Origin of the sequence: Rhodococcus sp. 15-2388-1-1a (genome assembly GCF_002259145.1) — a bacterium.
GTDB lineage: Bacteria > Actinomycetota > Actinomycetes > Mycobacteriales > Mycobacteriaceae > Rhodococcoides.
On the sequence record NZ_NPFP01000035.1, the window covers coordinates 18045 to 37040 of the forward strand.

General features: G+C 63.2%; 19 protein-coding genes. 10 read left to right on the top strand and 9 right to left on the bottom strand.

The genetic code is table 11. The features are described from left to right. Nucleotides 1-53: 53 nt before the first annotated feature. The 4 genes from CH302_RS19960 to CH302_RS19975 form a co-directional block, all read right to left on the bottom strand. Complete coding sequence (locus CH302_RS19960) at nucleotides 54-1040, bottom strand: helix-turn-helix domain-containing protein (RefSeq protein ID WP_230596274.1); 987 nt, start codon at nucleotides 1038-1040, stop codon at nucleotides 54-56. A gap of 112 nt (nucleotides 1041-1152) precedes the next feature. After that, nucleotides 1153-1635 carry a hypothetical protein gene (locus CH302_RS19965; RefSeq protein ID WP_052047675.1) on the bottom strand — a complete coding sequence of 161 codons (483 nt, stop codon included), beginning with the start codon at nucleotides 1633-1635 and terminating at the stop codon, nucleotides 1153-1155. Between the two features lie 22 nt (nucleotides 1636-1657). After that, nucleotides 1658-2185, bottom strand: a complete 528-nt coding sequence (locus tag CH302_RS19970; RefSeq protein ID WP_037191099.1) for a flavin reductase family protein — start codon at nucleotides 2183-2185, stop codon at nucleotides 1658-1660. A gap of 120 nt (nucleotides 2186-2305) precedes the next feature. After that, nucleotides 2306-3730 carry an NtaA/DmoA family FMN-dependent monooxygenase gene (locus CH302_RS19975; RefSeq protein WP_052047713.1) on the bottom strand — a complete coding sequence of 475 codons (1425 nt, stop codon included), beginning with the start codon at nucleotides 3728-3730 and terminating at the stop codon, nucleotides 2306-2308. Nucleotides 3731-4357: 627 nt separating this feature from the next. Between CH302_RS19975 and CH302_RS19980 the strand changes: the two genes are divergently transcribed. Continuing rightward, nucleotides 4358-6595, top strand: a complete 2238-nt coding sequence (locus CH302_RS19980) for an NADP-dependent isocitrate dehydrogenase (protein WP_037190794.1) — start codon at nucleotides 4358-4360, stop codon at nucleotides 6593-6595. 170 nt (nucleotides 6596-6765) lie between these two features. Here CH302_RS19980 and CH302_RS19985 read toward each other — a convergent pair whose 3' ends face one another. Then, entirely contained in the window at nucleotides 6766-7653 is an 888-nt protein-coding gene (locus CH302_RS19985; protein WP_037190797.1) for a LysR family transcriptional regulator, read from the bottom strand. Between the two features lie 82 nt (nucleotides 7654-7735). On the opposite strand from CH302_RS19985, the gene CH302_RS19995 reads away from it, so the two are divergent. The 5 genes from CH302_RS19995 to CH302_RS20015 all read left to right on the top strand — a co-directional run bounded on the left by CH302_RS19995 (nucleotide 7736) and on the right by CH302_RS20015 (nucleotide 11725). Further along, the gene (locus CH302_RS19995) at nucleotides 7736-9169 is read left to right on the top strand and encodes a CitMHS family transporter (protein ID WP_037190800.1); all 1434 of its coding nucleotides are present in this window, start codon (nucleotides 7736-7738) and stop codon (nucleotides 9167-9169) included. Further along, nucleotides 9166-10518 carry an acyclic terpene utilization AtuA family protein gene (locus CH302_RS20000; RefSeq protein WP_037191101.1) on the top strand — a complete coding sequence of 451 codons (1353 nt, stop codon included), beginning with the start codon at nucleotides 9166-9168 and terminating at the stop codon, nucleotides 10516-10518. The genes CH302_RS19995 and CH302_RS20000 overlap by 4 nt, the downstream gene beginning before the upstream one ends. Beyond that, on the top strand, nucleotides 10515-10829 hold the full coding sequence (locus CH302_RS20005; protein WP_037190804.1) for an AtuA-related protein: 315 nt from the start codon (nucleotides 10515-10517) through the stop codon (nucleotides 10827-10829). The genes CH302_RS20000 and CH302_RS20005 overlap by 4 nt, the downstream gene beginning before the upstream one ends. 228 nt (nucleotides 10830-11057) lie before the next feature. Continuing rightward, a complete protein-coding gene (locus tag CH302_RS20010) occupies nucleotides 11058-11357 on the top strand; it encodes a colicin immunity domain-containing protein (RefSeq protein WP_037190807.1) in 300 nt (99 codons plus the stop codon). Nucleotides 11358-11428: 71 nt separating this feature from the next. Next, a complete protein-coding gene (locus CH302_RS20015) occupies nucleotides 11429-11725 on the top strand; it encodes a colicin immunity domain-containing protein (protein WP_082323669.1) in 297 nt (98 codons plus the stop codon). 126 nt (nucleotides 11726-11851) lie between these two features. Here CH302_RS20015 and CH302_RS20020 read toward each other — a convergent pair whose 3' ends face one another. Together CH302_RS20020 and CH302_RS20025 are read right to left on the bottom strand one after the other, a co-directional pair. Beyond that, nucleotides 11852-12685 carry an adenylate/guanylate cyclase domain-containing protein gene (locus tag CH302_RS20020; RefSeq protein ID WP_176460738.1) on the bottom strand — a complete coding sequence of 278 codons (834 nt, stop codon included), beginning with the start codon at nucleotides 12683-12685 and terminating at the stop codon, nucleotides 11852-11854. Then, nucleotides 12682-13662 carry a GlxA family transcriptional regulator gene (locus CH302_RS20025; protein ID WP_037190810.1) on the bottom strand — a complete coding sequence of 327 codons (981 nt, stop codon included), beginning with the start codon at nucleotides 13660-13662 and terminating at the stop codon, nucleotides 12682-12684. Before CH302_RS20025 ends, CH302_RS20020 begins: the two co-directional genes overlap by 4 nt. A gap of 123 nt (nucleotides 13663-13785) precedes the next feature. Here CH302_RS20025 and CH302_RS20030 point away from each other — a divergent pair, with 123 nt between their 5' ends. The 4 genes from CH302_RS20030 to CH302_RS20045 are packed head-to-tail and all read left to right on the top strand — an operon-like array spanning nucleotide 13786 to nucleotide 16521. Continuing rightward, nucleotides 13786-14418 (top strand): isochorismatase family protein, encoded by a 633-nt coding sequence (locus CH302_RS20030; RefSeq protein ID WP_037190813.1) that lies wholly within the window; start codon nucleotides 13786-13788, stop codon nucleotides 14416-14418. A 20-nt stretch (nucleotides 14419-14438) separates the two neighbouring features. Further along, on the top strand, nucleotides 14439-14858 hold the full coding sequence (locus CH302_RS20035) for an EVE domain-containing protein (RefSeq protein WP_230596275.1): 420 nt from the start codon (nucleotides 14439-14441) through the stop codon (nucleotides 14856-14858). Between the two features lie 12 nt (nucleotides 14859-14870). Then, complete coding sequence (locus tag CH302_RS20040; RefSeq protein WP_037190815.1) at nucleotides 14871-15842, top strand: alpha/beta fold hydrolase; 972 nt, start codon at nucleotides 14871-14873, stop codon at nucleotides 15840-15842. A gap of 22 nt (nucleotides 15843-15864) precedes the next feature. Next, on the top strand, nucleotides 15865-16521 hold the full coding sequence (locus CH302_RS20045; protein WP_037191110.1) for a nitroreductase family protein: 657 nt from the start codon (nucleotides 15865-15867) through the stop codon (nucleotides 16519-16521). Nucleotides 16522-16556: 35 nt separating this feature from the next. On the opposite strand, the gene CH302_RS20050 is transcribed toward CH302_RS20045, so the two are convergent. Together CH302_RS20050 and CH302_RS20055 are read right to left on the bottom strand one after the other, a co-directional pair. Next, nucleotides 16557-17624 (bottom strand): ParB/Srx family N-terminal domain-containing protein, encoded by a 1068-nt coding sequence (locus CH302_RS20050; protein WP_037190817.1) that lies wholly within the window; start codon nucleotides 17622-17624, stop codon nucleotides 16557-16559. Nucleotides 17625-17763: 139 nt separating this feature from the next. Further along, the gene (locus tag CH302_RS20055) at nucleotides 17764-18990 is read right to left on the bottom strand and encodes an MFS transporter (RefSeq protein WP_037190819.1); all 1227 of its coding nucleotides are present in this window, start codon (nucleotides 18988-18990) and stop codon (nucleotides 17764-17766) included. Nucleotides 18991-18996: the final 6 nt, after the last annotated feature.

Below are 18996 nucleotides of genomic sequence, written 5' to 3' on the forward strand. Positions count from 1 at the left end.
TCGGGGAGGGGCCCGTTGTTCCTATTCGGGCAAAACGGATGCTCCGGCAGTGGTCAGGAAGGGGTCCGATGCCCGCCGTCGCGGTGACGCGCCCGGTACTCCATGGGCGTGCAATCGAATTGACGGCGGAATGTACGCGTCAGATGCGAACTGTCGTAGAAGCCCCACCGGGCAGCGATCTCGCCCAGAGTGACCGCGGGATCGGCAGTGAGGATGTCTCGTATCGCGCCGTTCATGCGTTCGTGGCGCACGCATTCGGAGAAGGTGGTGCCGGCCGCGTTCAGTAGGCGGTGCATCGTGCGGGTCGAGATCATCGCCTCGCGCGCTGCGGCGTCGGCGCTGACGCGGCCGGACGGTAGGGCGGTGCGGATGTAGTGGCGCAGCATCATTCGGGTGGCGTTGTCGCGTGTCTCCGAATCGCGGGTGGTCGTCGTCGATCCGGCCACCGCGGTCAGCACGTCGACGAACGATCGATCGAGTGTCGCGAGCGCGCCGGGGTCGAGTGTCGAGCTCTCCTTCCACAGGACCGACATCATCGATCCCACCAGTGCACCCGCACCCGTCGTGGTGTCGATGCTGGTGCCCGTCACCGCGTCGGGATTCCACAGCTCCCGCGGGATTCGGAACGAGAGCACTTTCCACATCTCTCTGCTGTCGGTCTCGCGGTACTCCATCTGGTACGGGCGGGTGGTGTCGAAAACGGTGATCGAACCAGGCGTGATCAGCGAGCGGCGTTCGTCTTGCTCCGCGAGGCAGGTTCCTTCCAACTGGAGATTGACGAACACTGCGTCGAGCGGCGCGCGCGTGACTTCGCGCTGACCGTGTTTGAGGACCTGGGTGACCGAGGAGATCTCGGCGCAGTTGACCACCGCCAGTTCCTGAGAGTCGACCCAACCCGGGACGCCGTCGGGAACGGAGCTGCGGTCTCGTTGCGAGCGGCCTCGATGGGGAGCCAACGGAGTGAAGGCCTCGCACACCACGTCGCCCCAGTAGCTCACCTGCTCCTGGGGACTCAGCCCGGACGTGGACCAGTACGGCACGATGGCCCTCCTCCCGTGGTGTCGGCGTTTCCACTGGAACCGACGATAGATCGCCTGATCGACAGCTGTATTTTCCCGGCGTAACAACCTCGACCGTGGCGGTCGTCGCGCGTCAGGCCGTTCTGCGGTACGTCGATTCGGAGTGGGCTGCCCTGGTGTGCAGCATCGGCAGGACCTCGTCGAGGAGGCAGCGTTCGAGTTCGACGCGATGAGTGTCGAGCAGGGGAACGATCGTCACCCCGTCTGCGACGTGTGCTGCCGCGATGTCGGCGATGAGTCCGGCCAGACCCGACGGTGTGCCGATGTAACAGACGGTCCTGGGGGCGTGGACTCGTGCGTCGGCCAGTTCCGTGCGCGCTGTTCTCGCGTCGTGCGCTACGTGAACCGCGACGTCGAGAACGACCGACGGCGCATCTGTCCGGTGCCCACGGTCGTTGTGCGCCGCACGCAGGCGGGCTCGTGCGAGCTGGGCCGTGGCGAGATCGTCCGCCCGGATGTGAACGGTCTCGGCGACCGGTGGGTCGGTCAGCCACCGAGGATCCGACTGTTCGGTCGGTGTGAGAGACAGTGCGACAACCATATTCGTGGTGAGCATGAAGGGTCCGTTCGCGTCGAGGTCAGTGAGTGGGTTCGGGTGGGGTCAGGGACCGCAGGGTGGATCCGTGCCATACGAGGGGCTCGGTGCTCGGATCGCTGCCCATGCGGTGCACCTCCATCACCACGACGTCGTGGTCGCCGGCTCGAATCTCGCTGTGAATGCTGCACTCGAGGTGCGCTGCGGCACCGCCGATGAAGTGCGCTTCGGTCTCGGAGGTGAACGAGTCGATCCCGTCGAATCGGTCTCCGGACTTCGAGGACAGCTGACCGATCGAGGATCGGTGTAGTCCACTGAGCACCGATACCCCGATTCGCGGCGCGCTGCGCAGCGTGGGCCAAGTGGTCGACGTGTGTTGCACGGCGAACAGCACGAGGGGCGGGTCGGCGGAGATCCCGACCTGAAAGGAAGACGCCACGAGACCGACCGGCACGTCGTCGATGACGGCCGACAACATGACGATGCCCGACGGGAACAGTGCGAATGTCTTGCGAAGCAGGCTCGTGTCGTCGGAGACGTCGACGAGCGTGAGTGAGGGTGGTGTTGCCATCCGGGTCATGTGTGACCGCCGTTCTTCAGTGCTGGGGGTGGTCGAGCGGGGGGATGGCCGCCGAGTGCGGCCATCCCCCCGTCCTGGGAGAGCGATGCGTGCAGAGTGTGCGGTGGCGTGTCAGACGCCTGCGGTGACCCAGTCGACGTGTGTTCCGCCCGTGCCACTGACTTCGGCGTCGCGCACGAAGGCACCTCGGTACTTGGCGGCCGCATGCCGATCGGGGAGCTGAGGGCCGATCTCCGGGAACATGCGTTCGCGCAACGTGCCGGATCCGTATTCCTTCTGCGCGAGTCCACGCTCCTGCAGCACCGGGATCACGTGGTCGACGAAATCCTCCGCCGACTGCGGGAAGTACTGGATGATCTGGTTCACGCCGTCCACGCCCGCGTCCTGCCACTGCTCGAGCTGATCGGCGATCTGCTCGGGGGTGCCCACCATGCGGCTGGCGTAGGACAGGGCCCCGACGAGATCGGAGACCTTGGCCTTCTGTCCGTTGTTGGAGTCCTCGAACATGCGGGCGTAGCCCTGCACTCCCGACATCGAGGTCTGCTCGATCGGCATGTCCGGGTCCAGACCGGACACGTCGATGCCCATGTCGCGGCCGATGTGTGCGGCCAGGCCTCGATAGCTGATGTCCTCGTCGATCTCGGCGGACTTGCGCCAGGCCTCCTCCTCGGTGGACCCGACGACGAACGAGAAGCCCTGGATGAACTTGAGGTCACCGGCGTTGCGGCCGGCAGCCACTGTTTCCTTGCGCTGCTCGGCGATGCCCTTGCGCGCTCCCTCGATCGTCGGATACACGACGAACGTGGCCTCGGCATGACGAGATGCGAACTCACGTCCCACTTTCGACGATCCGGCTTGATACATGACCGGTGTGCGCTGCGGGGACGGGGACGCCATGTGTGGGCCGAGGACCTTGTAGCGTTCGCCCTGGTGGTAGATCCGGTGAATCTTGTCGGCATCGGCGTAGACCCCGGCTTCACGATCGGCGAGCACCGCGCCGTCGTCCCACGATCCTTCCCACAGTTTGTAGACGACCTTCATGTACTCGTCGGCCCAGCGGTACCGCTCGTCGTGCTCGACGATCTTGTCGAAACCGAAGTTCTGCGCGGCCGAGTGGGTGGCGCTGGTGACGATGTTCCACCCGATTCGCCCCTTGCTCAGGTGGTCCATCGTCGACATCTTGCGAGCGAAGCTGAAGGGGTGCTCGGTGAGGATCGAGCTGGTGAACGTCAGTCCGAGGTTGTCGGTCGCCCCGATGAGAGCAGCGCAGAGAGCAGCCGGGTCGTGGCAGGGCATGTGCAGCCCCTCCTCGATGTACGCGTTCCACTTGCCCTCGTACGCGGGATCGATCCCGACGACGTCCGCCAGGAACAGGGCGTCGTACTTGCCGCGTTCGAGCGTCTTGGCGAGGTCGACCCACGTATCGAGGGTGTCGAAGTGCACCTGGGTGGTTTTCGGATTGCGCCACAGACCGTGATAGGTGTGCGAGACGGTATTCATCTGGAATGCATTGAAGATCATTCGATTGCGTGTCATGGAGAGAAATGTAAACAGCGCTTGTGTCGCATCCATTAAACGCGGAATCGGTTGCGTTTCCATCACCTCACCGGTACTGCCCGTGGGAAGTGAGGAAGGTTGGGCATCCGAATCAGCTGTGATGCAACATGATTGATGAATCGGAGTCGGTGGTCGCTGTCGTGAAAAGGGCATGGAAAAGCCGCACTCTGCTCGTGTCGTTCGGCAGATGTGCGGCGCTTTATCGGGAATGTGAATGTCTGAAATTCCACCTACGGGTGCGCGATGAGTTGGGTTTCGATCGGTGCAGGGTCTGTTTTTCTCGGCCTGTTGTCGGAGGAATTGTTTCTCGTGGATTCGCGTGCGATCGGTTCACGGGGGCGGTCGTCGGGGTGTGCGTTCCATGTTGCCTGCGCAGTGCGGTGTCCCGATTGTAAAAATCGGCCATCTTTTTGTACGGGTGCGCCAGGTCGGTCGATCCGGGCGTGGGGAGGCGGGTCGGCCGACCTGCAGAACTGCTACTGGTCGGTAACTTCGGCGCGTGGATGGAGTGATACCCCACTGCCCCGCACAGCAGCAGATTCGAAGATTAAAGTCGGGGTTGGACGCATCCAAAAGACGACGTTGAAACTGAGGCAAAGGCGAAACATGACAGCGAAGAAGCCGACCATCATTTACACCCTGACCGACGAGGCGCCCATGCTGGCGACTCACGCGTTTCTGCCGGTCATACGTTCTTTCGCCAGCGCGGCCGAGATCAACGTCGAGTCGAGTGACATCTCCGTTGCCAACCGCATCCTCGCCGAGTTCCCCGATTACCTCAACGAAGACCAGCGAGTGACCGACAACCTCGCCGAGCTGGGCAAGCTGACGCAGCTGCCCGAGACCAACATCATCAAGCTGCCGAACATCAGCGCCTCGGTGCCGCAGTTGCTCGCTGCCGTCAAGGAACTGCAGGACAAGGGCTACGCGATTCCCGACTTTCCCGGCAATCCGAAGACCGACGAAGAGCGCGAGATCCGCGAAAGGTACACCAAGTGCCTCGGCAGCGCGGTCAATCCGGTTCTGCGCGAAGGTAACTCGGACCGTCGTGCTCCGAAGGCCGTGAAGGAATTCGCCCGCAAGCACCCGCACAGCATGACCGAGTGGTCGATGGCGTCGCGCACCCACGTCGCGCACATGCGCGAGGGCGATTTCTACCACGGTGAGAAGTCGACGGTCGTCGACGGTGATCGTGAGATCAAGATGGAGCTGCTGCCCGCCGACGGCGAGCCGATCGTGCTCAAGGAGTCGGTCTCGCTCACCGACGGTGACGTCATCGATTCGATGTTCATGAGCAAGAAGGCGCTCCTCGATTTCTACGAGCACGAGATGCAGGACGCCTACGACACCGGCGTCATGTTCTCCCTGCACGTCAAGGCGACGATGATGCGGGTATCGCACCCCATCGTGTTCGGCCACGCTGTGCGCGTGTTCTACAAGGACGCGTTCGCCAAGCACAACGAGCTCTTCGAGGAGCTGGGCGTCAACGTCAACAACGGACTCTCGGACCTCTACACCAAGATCGAGACCCTCCCGGCGTCCAAGCGCGACGAGATCATCGAAGATCTGCACAAGTGTCACGAAACCCGTCCGGAACTCGCGATGGTCGACTCCGCCCGCGGCATCTCGAACTTCCACTCGCCCAGCGACGTGATCGTCGATGCGTCGATGCCCGCGATGATTCGCGCCGGCGGCAAGATGTGGGGAGCGGACGGACGTCCGAAGGACACCAAGGCAGTCAACCCCGAGTCGACGTTCTCCCGGATCTACCAGGAGATGGTGAACTTCTGCAAGACCAACGGCCAGTTCGATCCGACGACGATGGGCACCGTTCCCAACGTCGGCCTGATGGCGCAGAAGGCCGAGGAGTACGGCTCGCACGACAAGACCTTCGAGGTACCGAAGGCGGGCGTCGCGAACATCACCGACAAGGCCACCGGCGAGGTGCTGCTTACGCAGACCGTCGAAGAGGGCGACATCTGGCGTCTGTGCATCGTCAAGGATGCCCCGATCCAGGACTGGGTCAAGCTCGCCGTGACGCGCGCGCGTGAATCCGGAATGCCGGTCGTCTTCTGGCTCGACCCGTACCGCCCGCACGAGAACGAGCTCATCGGCAAGGTGCGCAAGTACCTGAAGGATCACGACACCGAGGGCCTCGACATCCAGATCATGTCGCAGGTTCGCGCGATCCGGTACACGATGGAGCGTCTGGTCCGCGGACTCGACACCATCTCGGCAACCGGCAACATCCTGCGTGACTACCTCACCGACCTGTTCCCGATCCTCGAACTCGGCACCAGCGCCAAGATGCTCTCCATCGTTCCTCTGATGGCAGGCGGCGGACTGTACGAGACGGGTGCGGGTGGCTCGGCTCCCAAGCACGTCAAGCAGCTCATCGAGGAGAACCACCTGCGCTGGGATTCGCTCGGCGAATTCCTGGCTCTGGCCGTGAGCCTCGAAGACCTGGGCATCAAGACCGGCGACGTCAAGGCGACCATCCTCGCCAAGGCACTCGACTCCGCCACCGGCAAGCTGCTCGAGAACAGCAAGGGCCCGTCGCGCTCGACCGGTGAACTCGACAACCGTGGCAGCCAGTTCTACCTCGCCCTCTACTGGGCACAGGAACTCGCCGAGCAGACCGAGGACGCCGAACTGGCCAAGCACTTCGCGGCACTGGCGAAGACGCTCGCGGAGAACGAGGAGAAAATCGTCTCCGAGCTCAACGAGGTCCAGGGCACCGCAGTCGACATCGGCGGCTACTACTACCCCGACCCCGAAGCCACCGCTGCAGTGATGCGCCCGTCCAAGACCTTCAACGAGGCTCTGGAGTCCGCGAAGCAGTAGTTTCTCTGGCTCACCCCCTCATCGAATGAATGGTCCATTCACGCGCTCAGACGTTGTGAATGGACCATTCATTCGTTCTGGGGCGCACCAGAATTGGGGTTTACCGCCCACCCCGCTCGGATCAATGTGACTTTCACGCGCTCAGACGTACTGAATGGACCATTCATTCCTTACGGTGGCGGCACCAAGATGTCGAGGAAGGCCGAACAACTAGCGCTCTGGCGTCGTCCGGGCAATTGCACGACCGAGATGGTGCGATGAATGCTTGGCTCGATGGGCAGATAGATCAGGTTCGCGAACGACATCATCGGCACTACCAATTCCGGGATGACGGTGATGCCGAGTCCCGCCGCGGTCAGGCCCGCCACGGCGGCTACGTTGTGCGCCTGAACAGACGGTCCGACTTCGACTCCCGCGTTTTCCAGCGCCAGTCGCACATGCGAGGCGATGCTGGATTCGGAGCCGAAGGCGATGAACGGCTCGTCGGCGAGGTCGGTCCACCTCAGGCTCTTCCGCTGCGCCAGAGCGTGATTCGGTGGTAGCGCGCATACGAACGCGTCGGCGCTGACCGTCGTACGCATCAGGTCGTTCGCTCGACCCGAGGCTGCCACCACTGCGAAATCCACGGAACCGTCGCGGACGGAAGCCACCACGTCGTCGCGCAGACCGTCCTTGATGTGCACCGAGACGTCGGGATGGCTACTGCGAAAGTCCACGATGTACGGCGGGAGAAACGTCGCCGCGATCGAGGGCAGGCACGCGATGGTGACGGTTCCGCGGTCACCGGAAACGAAGCGTCCGATCTGCTCCAGGCCGTCATCGAACTCGAGCAGTACCCGACGGGCATAGGCCGTCACCTCGTGTCCGTCGCCGGTGAGGTCGACGCTGCGGGTGGTGCGGACGAACAGTCGCACGCCCAGACGGCGCTCGGCCTCGGCAACGGTGCGGCTGAGGTTCGGTTGAGATACCCCGAGGGACGCCGCCGCTGAGGTGAAGCTCGCGAGATCGGCCAGCGCCACGATGGCCCGTAGGTGCGCGATACCGATATTGATGCTCACAGCGAATGAATGTATACCCAACTGATGTTGGACTGACTAAGTGATCTGCACAACACTCGTCGTATCGGATGAAGGAGATCACATGCTGTCACTGCTCGGCTTCGGAACGATTGCCGTCATTCTGCTGCTGTTGTTCACTCAACGTGTCGCGGCCATCGTTGCTCTTGCGGGTGTCCCGCTCGCAGCAGCGTTCCTGGCCGGCAACTCGCCGTCCGAGGTGGCAGGGTTCGTCAAGGACGGGCTCGGCGGCGTCGTCGGCGTCGCGGCGATGTTCCTGTTCGCGATCGTCTTCTTCGGGATCATGCGCGACGCGGGTCTGTTCGATCCCATCATCGCCCGCATTGTGCGCTGGGCAGGCAGTGCCCCGCCGACCGTGGCAGTCGCGACCACTGCCCTCGCCGTGGTGGCTCACCTCGACGGTGCCGGCGCAACAACGTTCCTGATCGCCGTGCCCGCCATGCTGCCGATCTACGACCGCCTCGGTATGAGCAGACTCGTCCTGGCCACCTGCGTCGGTCTCGGTGCCGGAGTGATGAACATGGTCCCTTGGGGTGGTCCGACGGCTCGCGCTGCAGCAACGCTGGGTGTCGACGCCAACGAACTGTGGGTCCCGTTGATTCCTGCTCAGATCGCCGGGGTCGTGTTCGCACTGGGCGTCGCCTACTACCTGGGTCGGCGTGAGCGGACCCGCCTGGCCAAGGTAGCCGCGGGCGATGCGTCGGCCGTAGTGGAGGAGTCGACGGCGCGAGTCGCCGAACGCATGTCCGTGGGATCCGGGGATACCGGATCCGCAGTCGGTGAGGCGAACGAGGAGCCCGTCAGCCCGTTGACCGGTGGCGACGATGCGGACGGTCCGGCAACCGCGTCGAGTGACCGAGCACTGCTGCGGCCGAAGTTGTTCTGGGTCAACGCCTTCCTGGTAATCGCGACGTTGGCTGCGTTGATCACCGCCATCGCCCCTCCGGAGACGTGCTTCATCATCGCCACCATCGTGGCGCTCCTGGTCAACTACCGCGGAATGAAGGACCAGTCCGCCCGCATCGAGGCCCACGCTGTCGGTGCCATGCTGATGGTCGGCACCTTGTTGGCTGCGGGGGTACTACTCGGTGTGCTCGACGGCAGCGGCATGATCGAGTCCATGGCGGTCAGCGCAGCGAATGCCATTCCGGACGCTATGGCCCCCGCCTTACCGCTTATCGTCGGCGTGTTCGCCGTCCCGATGAGCCTCATCTTCGGGCCGGACGCCTACTACTTCGGCGTGCTACCTGTCCTCATCGAGGTGGGTGACCAATTCGGCGTCAGCGCAATCGATCTGGCGCAAGCCTCGATCATCGGTGAGGAAACGGTCGGATTCCCGATCAGCCCGATGACCGGTGCGTTCTACCTTCTGGTGGGTCTCGCGAAAGTCGACATCGGTAAGCACATTCGGCACACGCTGGGGTGGGCGTGGCTGATCAGTCTCGGCATGCTCGGCGTTGCCATGGCCACCGGCGCGATCCCGCTGTGGTCGTCATGAGTCGCGACGGCACGATCCGGCTCGGGGCCGGAGCAGGCTTCGCCGGCGACCGTATCGACCCCGCCCAGATCTTGGCCGAGCGAGGCAAGCTCGACTATCTGGTCTTCGAGTGCCTCGGAGAGCGGACGGTTGCGACCGGGCAGGCCCGAAAATTGGTCGATCCCACGGCGGGCTACGACCCGCTCCTGGCAGCGCGCATGCGCGCAGTACTCGGCTCGACCACTGAGCAGGGCATCACCGTCGTCACCAACTCAGGGGCCGCGAATCCTGTTGCGGCAGCCGCGGTCGTCGCGCAGGTGGCGGAGCAGGTGTGCTCGCGTTCGGTGCGCGTCGCTGCTGTCACCGGCGACGACGTGCTCGACGCGGTGCGTCGCATCGATCCGGTGGTGTGGGAGACCGGAGGCCCGCTGTCGGAGCATTCCGAGGAACTGGTGTCGGCCAACGCCTATATCGGGGCCGATGCGGTACTGCCCGCACTCGACGTCGGTGCCGACGTGATCATCACCGGCCGTCTTGCCGATCCAGCGCTGTATCTCGCGCCGCTGATGCACGAGTTCGGTTGGGCCGGGCAGGATTGGGAGACGCTCGGTGCGGGGACGGCAGTAGGGCATCTACTCGAATGCGCGGGCCAACTGACCGGTGGTTACTTCGCCGACCCGGTCACCAAGCCTGTGCAGGGTTTGGCAAATCTGGGCTTCCCGTTCGGGGACGTACGTGCTGACGGCACAGCCGAATTCGGCAAAGTCGACGGCACCGGTGGGGAATTGACGCGGCGAACGTGCTCCGAGCAGTTGCTCTACGAGGTGGGCGATCCAGCCAGATATTTGACGCCGGACGTGACCGCCGATTTCACCGGAATCGCGTTCGAGACCGTCGGACCCGATCGGGTAGCAGTGTCCGGGGCGACGGGCAGTACACGGCCTGAGGAGTTGAAGGTGACCCTCGGATTTCGCGGCGGTTGGCTCGGTGAAGGGCAGATCAGCTACGCCGGGCCACGCGCACTGCAACGTGCCGAGCTCGCCGGAGAGATAGTGCAGCAACGACTGTGGGAGGTGCACGGCATTCCGGCGGAGAATGTCGGCATCGAGTTCATCGGGGCGGGCGCAGCATTCCGCGGACTTGCGCCGATGACCGATGTCCCTGAAGTGCGACTGCGCGTGACCGCGAAGGTGCCCAACGCGGAGACCGCGGCACTCGTGGGGTGGGAAGTCGAAAGCCTCTACACCAACGGTCCGGCCGGCGGAGGTGGGGCACGGAGCAGTAGCGCCGAGGTGCTCGCGATCAGGTCGTGTCTGATTCCACGTGCACTTGTGACGACCGCCGTACACACCACGGAGGTGACGCTATGAGGACCGTCGACGATCTCTCCGACGTGCGAACCGGGGACAAGGGTGACACCCTTATTCTCGCTGTCTTCCCGCGGACCGACGAGCACTACGCGTTGCTCAGTCGTGTGCTGACCGCCGAGGCTGTCGGTGCGCATTTCGCGCCGCTGGTCACGGGAGAAGTCCGTCGAACCGACATGCCTCTGGTCTCAGGGTTGGTGTTCGAGCTACCCGGCGTGCTCGGTGGGGGAGTGACGGGTAGCCCGGTGCTCGACGGACACGGCAAATGTCTGAGCTACCACCTGCTGAGTATGACTGTGCCCGAATCTCTTTGACCGTGCTTCCCGACTCCCACGCCCTCAGCCCTCCGCCGGAGGCTAGATTCTCGGCTGTGTTTACTGCGGTTCGATGGAACCGACTGGGCTTGGGCAACGTCCAAGGCTATGAGCGTCGACTTCCGGCGAACAACGGCGGCGCAGGGGGCATATGTCGGACGACCGAGACGGCTGGGAAATGAGTGAGGATCAGATGGCGTCGGTTCTCAGTGAGGGGAGACTGTACTGATGAGTGCTACCGGGAGGGCGGCCGAGCAGGCACTGATTTTTATCCCCACTATCGAGGCTCTCGTAGATGGGAGTCACACCACCGATGTCTTCGAGAAGGCATATTTGAGGCTGGTGAAGCGGACTCCGGGGATACTCGAAAGGGAGGTGTCCGAGATCGTCAACGATCTGTTCGGCGACGTGGACGCTTACGTCGCCAAGGACAGGTTGCGTGGCGATGACGATCTGGACGCAGGACAATTGCTTGTCTGTGCGACTGGGGCCTTGGAAAAACTTCGTCAATTGAGTCGAGATGGATAATGTCGATCTCTCGTTGATCTGAGTTCATAAGTCAGCAATGCGCTCTGACATGGAAATCTTGGGGGTGGATAATGACGAAGCATCAGATATCGGTCGAAGCAATGCTGAGCCAATACAGGGAGCTGATCGAGGCATTTGTCCAAGAAGAGATTTCGGCAGATGATTTCGAGACCAATTTTATTCGCATCTTCACCAACGATAAAAGTCAAATGCCGGGTAGTGAGTTCATAATTCTCGAAAATCTATTTTTCGATGTAGGTGATTATGTTTCGGATCCGGTGCTGCGCGATAGCCCGGAGGATCTGTCGGGCGAACAGCTCAGAGAACGCGCGGCGGTCACCTACTCGAAACTGTTCGGTCTTGAGTGAAACAGCTCTTGGACGCTTGGCGAGCGCTGCCTTGTCAATTTCGTTGGCGCTTGTCAAGCACCCGAGGCTTGGCGCAGGGGGGTCTGTGAATAGCAGCCGGCTGAAAGGACCGGGTGAATGGACCATTCATTCGTTCAGTGCGACCTGCGCACTGGGCAGCACCGGCAGCGCCACCGGATACAACTGGTAGCTTCCGCTCATTCCTTTGAGTTCGACGTCGCGGGGCGTACCGAGAGTCAGATCGTGAGCCGCACCGATTGCCTTTCGAACCGGTTCGCTGACCAGAATTTCGCCGCCGTCGGCCTGTCCCGCGACGCGTGCCGCCATGGCGACGTTGAGTCCGAACAGATCGTCGCCGCGTCGCACCGAGCTGCCGACGTGCACGCCCATTCGGACGCGGATGCGGTCCCACCGATCGGGGTTCTGCAGCAGTGCTTCCTGGACTTTCACTCCGCAGCGCACCGCCTGGGCCGGGTCGGAGAAGGCGATCATGTAACCGTCGCCTTGGCTCTTCACCACGTGACCTCCGTGGTCGTCGACGTGTTTGCGGATGAGCTTGTTGTGCTTCTCGAGCAGCTTCACCCAGCCGCGGTCGCCGAGTTCCTCGTTGCGTGCGGTTGATCCTTCGATGTCGGAGAACATCACCACGATGTCGCCGTCGGCGGTCATGCGCGCCAAGTCTGGGCGTTCGACCTTGGCCCAGCCGGCCAGATCCTCGACGGAGTTGCGGACCGTTGCGCCGAAGCCCTTGGTGATGAGTAGGTCCGTGGTGTGGAAGGCAGTTCTGATCGCAAAGGGCACCAGACCGCGTCGCTTGCGACGTTGTTGCGATTCGAGTGCACGGTCGAGTGCCCGACGTGTGTGCTTCAACTTTCGACGCGAGACGATCAAGACCACACCGAGAGCGATGATGGCGGCGAGCTCGACTCCGGCAACTATCCACAGGATCACGTCGCTCATCCTTGCCTGTCGACCGCATCCGCGGGCGCACATCCGACGGCGAATTGCCGTCGATAGGCCGTCGGTGTCACCGCGAATGCAGAGCGGAAGTTCTGACGCAGGGTAACGGCGCTGCCGAATCCGCACAGGGTAGCGATGTTCTCGATACTGCGGTCGGTCGTTTCGAGCAGACTCCGAGCTTCCTCGAGGCGTTTGTCCAGCACCCAGCGAGCGGGGGTGGACCCCGTCTCGAGCTGAAACTGACGGATGAAGCTGCGTCGGCTCATGCGCGCATGTTCGGCAAGTCTCTCGATGGGTAACGGCTCGTCGAGTCGTTCGAGTGCCCAGCTCAGGACGTCGGCGATCGCAGTATCTCCCGACGCCTCGATGACCGGACGTTCGATGTACTGCGCCTGACCGCCGTCTCGATGGGGTGCGACCACCAGACTGCGCGCTACCCGCGTCGCGGCGGCCGAACCGAGGTGCTTGCGCACGATATGCAGGCAGGAATCGATCGACGAAGCAGTGCCCGCTGAGGTCATCACGTCACCGTGGTCGATGTAGAGCACCGACTCTTCGAGGACGTTCTGCGAGTTGCGTTCGCGCAGTTCGGGCATCTTGGTCCAGTGCGTGACGGCGGGCCGGCCGGCCAGCAACCCGGTGTCTGCGACGGCGAACGAGCCGAGGCAGAGACCCGCGATCTCTGCGCCTCGCATATGTGCCCCACGGAGTGCGTTCGAGAGGTCAGTGCGTATGTAAGGCAACGACTCCGGCCACGACGTCACGATGACGATGTCAGCCCAGTCGACGGTATCGGGGCCAGCGATGTCGCCAACCGGGAAGCCCTCCTCAGTGCGGATCGAACCGGCTTCGTCGGACCACACTCGCGTCTCCCAATCCGGAGCGAGTCCGAGTCGAGTCACCTCACCGAACACCATCAACGGCGCGGCGAGATGGAACATGGTGATGCCGTCGAACGCGTAGAGCGCGATCCGCATGGCGTCTCCGATCTCGAATGTTGGCGCAAATCAATCGAAAGTATGCATCCGTGCCACTCGTGAACGCAAGGTGCGCACCGGAGGATGAGAAGCGACCGAGAACGCCAGTCGAAGGAGAACACCATGACCGCACCGCGCAGAGCATTGATCGTCATCGACGTCCAGCAGGAGTACTTCGAGGGTGTGCTGCAGATTCAGTACCCGCCCCGAGACGAGTCGTTGGCCAACATCGTCCGGGCGATCGAAGCCGCTGCGGCGCAGGATCTTCCCGTTGCGATCGTGCAGCACGAGATGCCCGACGGTGCACCCGCGTTCGTGAAGGGCACCCCGACCTACGAACTGCACCCCGACGTTCAGGCGCTCGTGCAGCCGTCCTTCGAGCGAGTCGAGAAGAAGTACAGCAGCGTGTTCGCCGGGACCGGCGTCGCGAAGTGGTTGCAGAGCAACGACATCGACACCGTCACGATCGTCGGCTACATGACAAACAACTGCGACCTCGCCTCCAGCGCCGACGCCGAGGTACTGGACCTGACCGTCGAAATTCTGTCCGACGCCACCGGCGCGATCAATCTCTCGAACGAGGCGGGCACCGTCTCGGCGGAGCAACTGCACAAGGCGTTGATGGTGCTCCTGCAGTCGAACTTCGCAGCAGTGGCGTCCACTGACCAGTGGGTGGACGCCGTCAAGAACGGAAATGGGCTCGTTGCAAACAATCTGGTGGTCTCGGCAGCGCAGGGCAACGACGCGGTGGCCTGACACTCGGTACGCTGGTTGCGGTGACGGCGCGCGCGATAACCGACCAGACGCTCGGTGCGTGGGTGATCAAGTGCAACCCGCACAAGACCGATCTCGCACCGATGGTCGACGACGGTCGCGCGCACGAGAACTGGTGCGTCGCCGACAACTACCGAACGCGCCTGATGGCACCCGGGCAACCAGTGCTGTTCTGGGTCAGTAGCCATCCGCGACGCGGAATCTGGGGTGCCGGCACCTTGACCGGCACCCCGGTTCCCGGCCCGCAGTGGAAGGTCTCGACGGACATCACGCTGTTCGACGAGCCGATCCTCGCGTCGAGCATTCAGTCCATCGCAGCACTGTCGACACTCGAGGTGTTCCGATCGCCGCAGCAGTCCAACCCCTCGTGGGTCGACGCCTCCGCGTGGGCAGTGATCCGACAGATGTTGCCTCTCGAATGATGTGATGGCGGCATGACACTGGAGGACGAGCCGACGCTGCACGGAATGTTGGACGTGGGGGACCGTCAGCGCATCTACTGGGAGCAATGGGGTCCGTCCGATGGCGTGCCGGCGGTCTACTTGCACGGCGGACCTGGCGGGACCCTGAACGCCAGTCAGTTTCGTCGACACTTCGACCTGTCCCGTGTTCGCGCAGTCGGATTCGAGCAACGTGGGTGTGGACGGTCCACCCCGCACGCGTCCGATCCCTCGACGTCGTTGTTCACCAACACCACTGCCCATCTGATTGCGGACATCGAAGCCCTGCGCGAGCACCTCGGTGTCGACGCCTGGATCGTCAACGGTGTGTCGTGGGGATCCACCCTCGCCGTCGCCTACGCCCTCGCACACCCGACGCGTGTCCTCGGCGTCGTTATGTTCGCCGTCACCACGACCGGTCGTGAGGAGGTCGATTGGATCACCGAGGGCGTCGGCGCGATCTTCCCCGAAGCGTGGGATCGTTTCGCCGCCTTCGCCGAGCAGGCCGGCATCGGCTATCACCGCGGACACGGACGAATAGTCGACGCCTACGCCCAACTACTGAACTCTAGCGATCTTGTGCTGCGGGACAGCGCATCTCGTGAATGGGCACTGTGGGAAGCTGTCCACATCTCGATCGGTACCGGAGGTATCAGACGCGATCCTAGGTGGGCCGATGACCGGTTCCGCCTTGCCTTCGTCCGACTGACCACGCATTACTGGTCGCACGACGGGTTTTGCGATCCGCCTCTGCTCGACCGCGCCGCAGGTCTGCGCGATATCCCGGGCGTCCTGATCCATGGCAGACGCGACGTGTCCGGACCCGCCGTCACCGCGTGGCGTCTGCACCGGGAGTGGCCCGGATCGACACTTCTCGTCGACGAGGGTGAAGGGCACGGTGGCAGGTCCATGGCCGTGCAGTGGGACACAGCGAACCAGGAACTGGTCGACCGGGCCTCGAAGTGACCGAATGGTGCATGATCGAGAGGTGACTTCTTTCCCGATTGTCGACCTGACTCCCGACGAACTGCTGACCACGACGCGCACCGTCCGCAAGCGCTTGGACCTGACGCGACCGGTTCCGATGGAGCTGATCAAGGAATGTCTCGAGATCGCTCTGCAAGCCCCGTCCGGATCGAACAAGCAGGGGTGGCAGTGGATCGTCGTCACCGATCCTGATCTTCGTGCCCGCATCGGTGCGATCTACGGTGAGTTGTTCGCGGCGTATCAGGCGTCGAAGCATTCCGCTTCGGCGCTGTTCGCCGACGACCCGGAACGTGCCTCGGTGCAGAAGCGCGTCGGCGACAGTGCCGGCTGGCTCGGCGAGCACATGGGCGAGGTTCCGGTGCTGCTGATTCCGTGCATCCAGGCAGGCAAGACGCTCCCGGCCGGAAACCAGGCCGGTCTGTGGGGCTCGCTGCTACCCGCAGTGTGGAACTACGCCCTGGCCGCACGGGCACGTGGTCTCGGAACAGCATGGACCACGATTCATCTCGCGAAGGAAGCCGAGATATCCGAACTGCTGGGCATCCCCGAGGACTTCCATCAGGGTGCGCTTATTCCCACGGCGTACTACACGGGTGAAACGTTCAAGGTAGCTCCGAGGGATCCGATCGAGACGGTATTGCACGTCGATCGCTGGTAATCAGCAGACCGATCACCGCCGAGTCTGAGTAGAAGCTACCTGGGCAGCGCCATCTTGTACCGCAAGGCGTAGGCCAGCTTGCCCGGCTTGTCGTCGGAGTACGGGGCCGACAGCTTTCCGAATTCACCCTTGGTGGCTGCCTTGCCGTCGTTCCACGCGCTCAAGGCACCGAGTTCCGCTGCGGTGCGGCCACTGTCGATCACCGCGTCTTTCGGTGCGGCGACCTGGGCGCGCGACACCGACTCGACGGTGCTCAGGTAGTTCGCGAGGTTGTTGCTGTCCCAGCCGCTGATGTCGACTGCGCCGGAGTCGCGAACCCATGCACCCCAATAGAATTCCTGGAACGGGATGGTTCCGGGGGTGAAGCCGATGTCGCGGGCGAAGTACGTCAGGCTGCGGTACTTGTCGTTCTGGAACTTGGCGAGGCCGACTCCCGACGGCAGTTGTTCCACCGGAACCTCGTTGCCGTCGACGTCGTAGTTCCACACCCACTTCTCGGCTTTCATTCGCGCCCAGAAATCGGCGGTGCTCAGGTCACTGAGGTTCGCGACCACCCGCAGGCGGAGGTGCAGATTCGGTCCGCCGTCGGCCGTTTCGTAGAACGAGGTGAGTGTGTGGTGTCCGTCGGTCAGGTACGGCACACCGCCCGGCCCGATGACGACAGTCTTCATGGGCGCGATGGTGTCGGGCGTTTCCTGACCGACGGGGACGGTGCAGGTGAACGAGGACGGATTGTCCAGTCGCGCATCGGGTAACGCGGATGCGGCCTCTTCCTGACCGTTTGCCTCGCACCAGTCGTCGAACTTCTTGTTGATCTCGTCCTTGCCGAGCGTGTATCGACCGAGCTTGTAGTACACCTCGTCGTACCCGAGTGACGGTTGTGTCGCGCGCACCTCACCGATCGGGAGATCCAGAAGCTCACCGGCTTCGGCACATTGGTAACCGAGCCCCGAAGACGATCCGGAGGGGAGCAGGTCCGCGACCTGACACAACGGCGACGCTGTCCGTGCTGGCGCGGCAGTGGCAACGCCGCCCATCGACGCGGAGACGACAGAGACCAGTGCGAGTGTGCCCAGTAGGGCAGCTCTACGAAGCGAGGCCATTCGTGCAACTCCTATGAGTTCGAGTGAAGATCCCCGGAGACTGCCGCACTCCGGTCACCGGCCGATGTCGCGGAACCGAACCAGAGATGGTCCGGAGATGAACGCGCCACGTCGCGTACGCAGCCCTGGGATGGTGGTGTCAGAACTCGGCTTCAGGGTGCCGCAGTGGCGAGAACGCCACTATGGCTGCGGCGATGGCGAATACGACGATGACGCCGATCAGGGTCGGTCGTTCACCGATCACGCTGACCAACAGGCCCGCGATCACGGCACCGAGGGCGGCCATGGTGCGGTTGACGGAGCGCCTGGCAGCGTTGACGCGCCCGAGTATCTCATCCGGGGTGAGCGCTTGCCAGTACCCCATCTCGTTCGCGTTCTCCGCGCCCGCCGCCAGACCTTGTAGGCCCAAGGCTGCGAAGAGCAAGACATGGCCGACCGCTGTGTCGGTTGCGAAGGCCACGAGAATCCAGGCGAGGGGATAGAGCGTGCGGGCGAGGATGACTGCTCGACCCGAGCCGATTCGCTTGCCGAGCGTGTGGGCAATGGACGCTCCGAGCAGGCTGGCGGCACCGAATGTCGTCAGCAGTAATCCGTAGTTGTAGGCGCTGAACCCGAGCGAGCGGAGCGCGAAGAGCGACAGCACGGTCAATGCGGCTCCGTTGGCGAGGAACCACACGTGTGTCGAGACAGCGAGCGGGTTGAGCGTGCGGTGACGATACGTGAACTTCAGACCGTCACGTACTTCGCCGATCAGGTTGCGGGCGTGAGCAGTAGGTCGAGGCTCGTCCACATCGAGGCTGTGATTGAGCGCTGCGTCGACGACATAGCTGATGGCGTCAACGGCGATCACCAGGGGCGCGCCGAGCACTCCTACGAGTCCGCCTCCGATCGTCGGCCCCAATGTCGTTGCGGCCGCGTCGGCTTGGTCGAGTCGAGCATTCGCCTGCACCAGTTGACTGCGTGGCACCAACCGGGGCAGCAACGACTGCGTCGCAGCGAATCCGAACACCGAGAAGGATCCGAACAAGAGCAACACGATGATCAGAACCCAAATGTGGAGAAGGCCGGCGAGCCACAGGAGCGGAACCGCGCCGAGCGTCACTGCACGGCCGACGCTGGCCCACACCAGAATCGGCTTGCGACGCCACCGATCGACGAACACACCGGCGACCAACCCGAGTACCGCATAGGGGATGAACTGCGCCGCGTTCACGACACCGACTTCGAAGGGTGTCGCGTTCAACAACTGCACTACCAAGATGGGCATCGCTACCGCTGTCACCGACGAGCCGGCCGAACTGATCACTGCGGCCGTCAGAAACCGGCGAAACGACGAACGACGGTACGGCGGCGAGACGTCAGTCATGGGTTC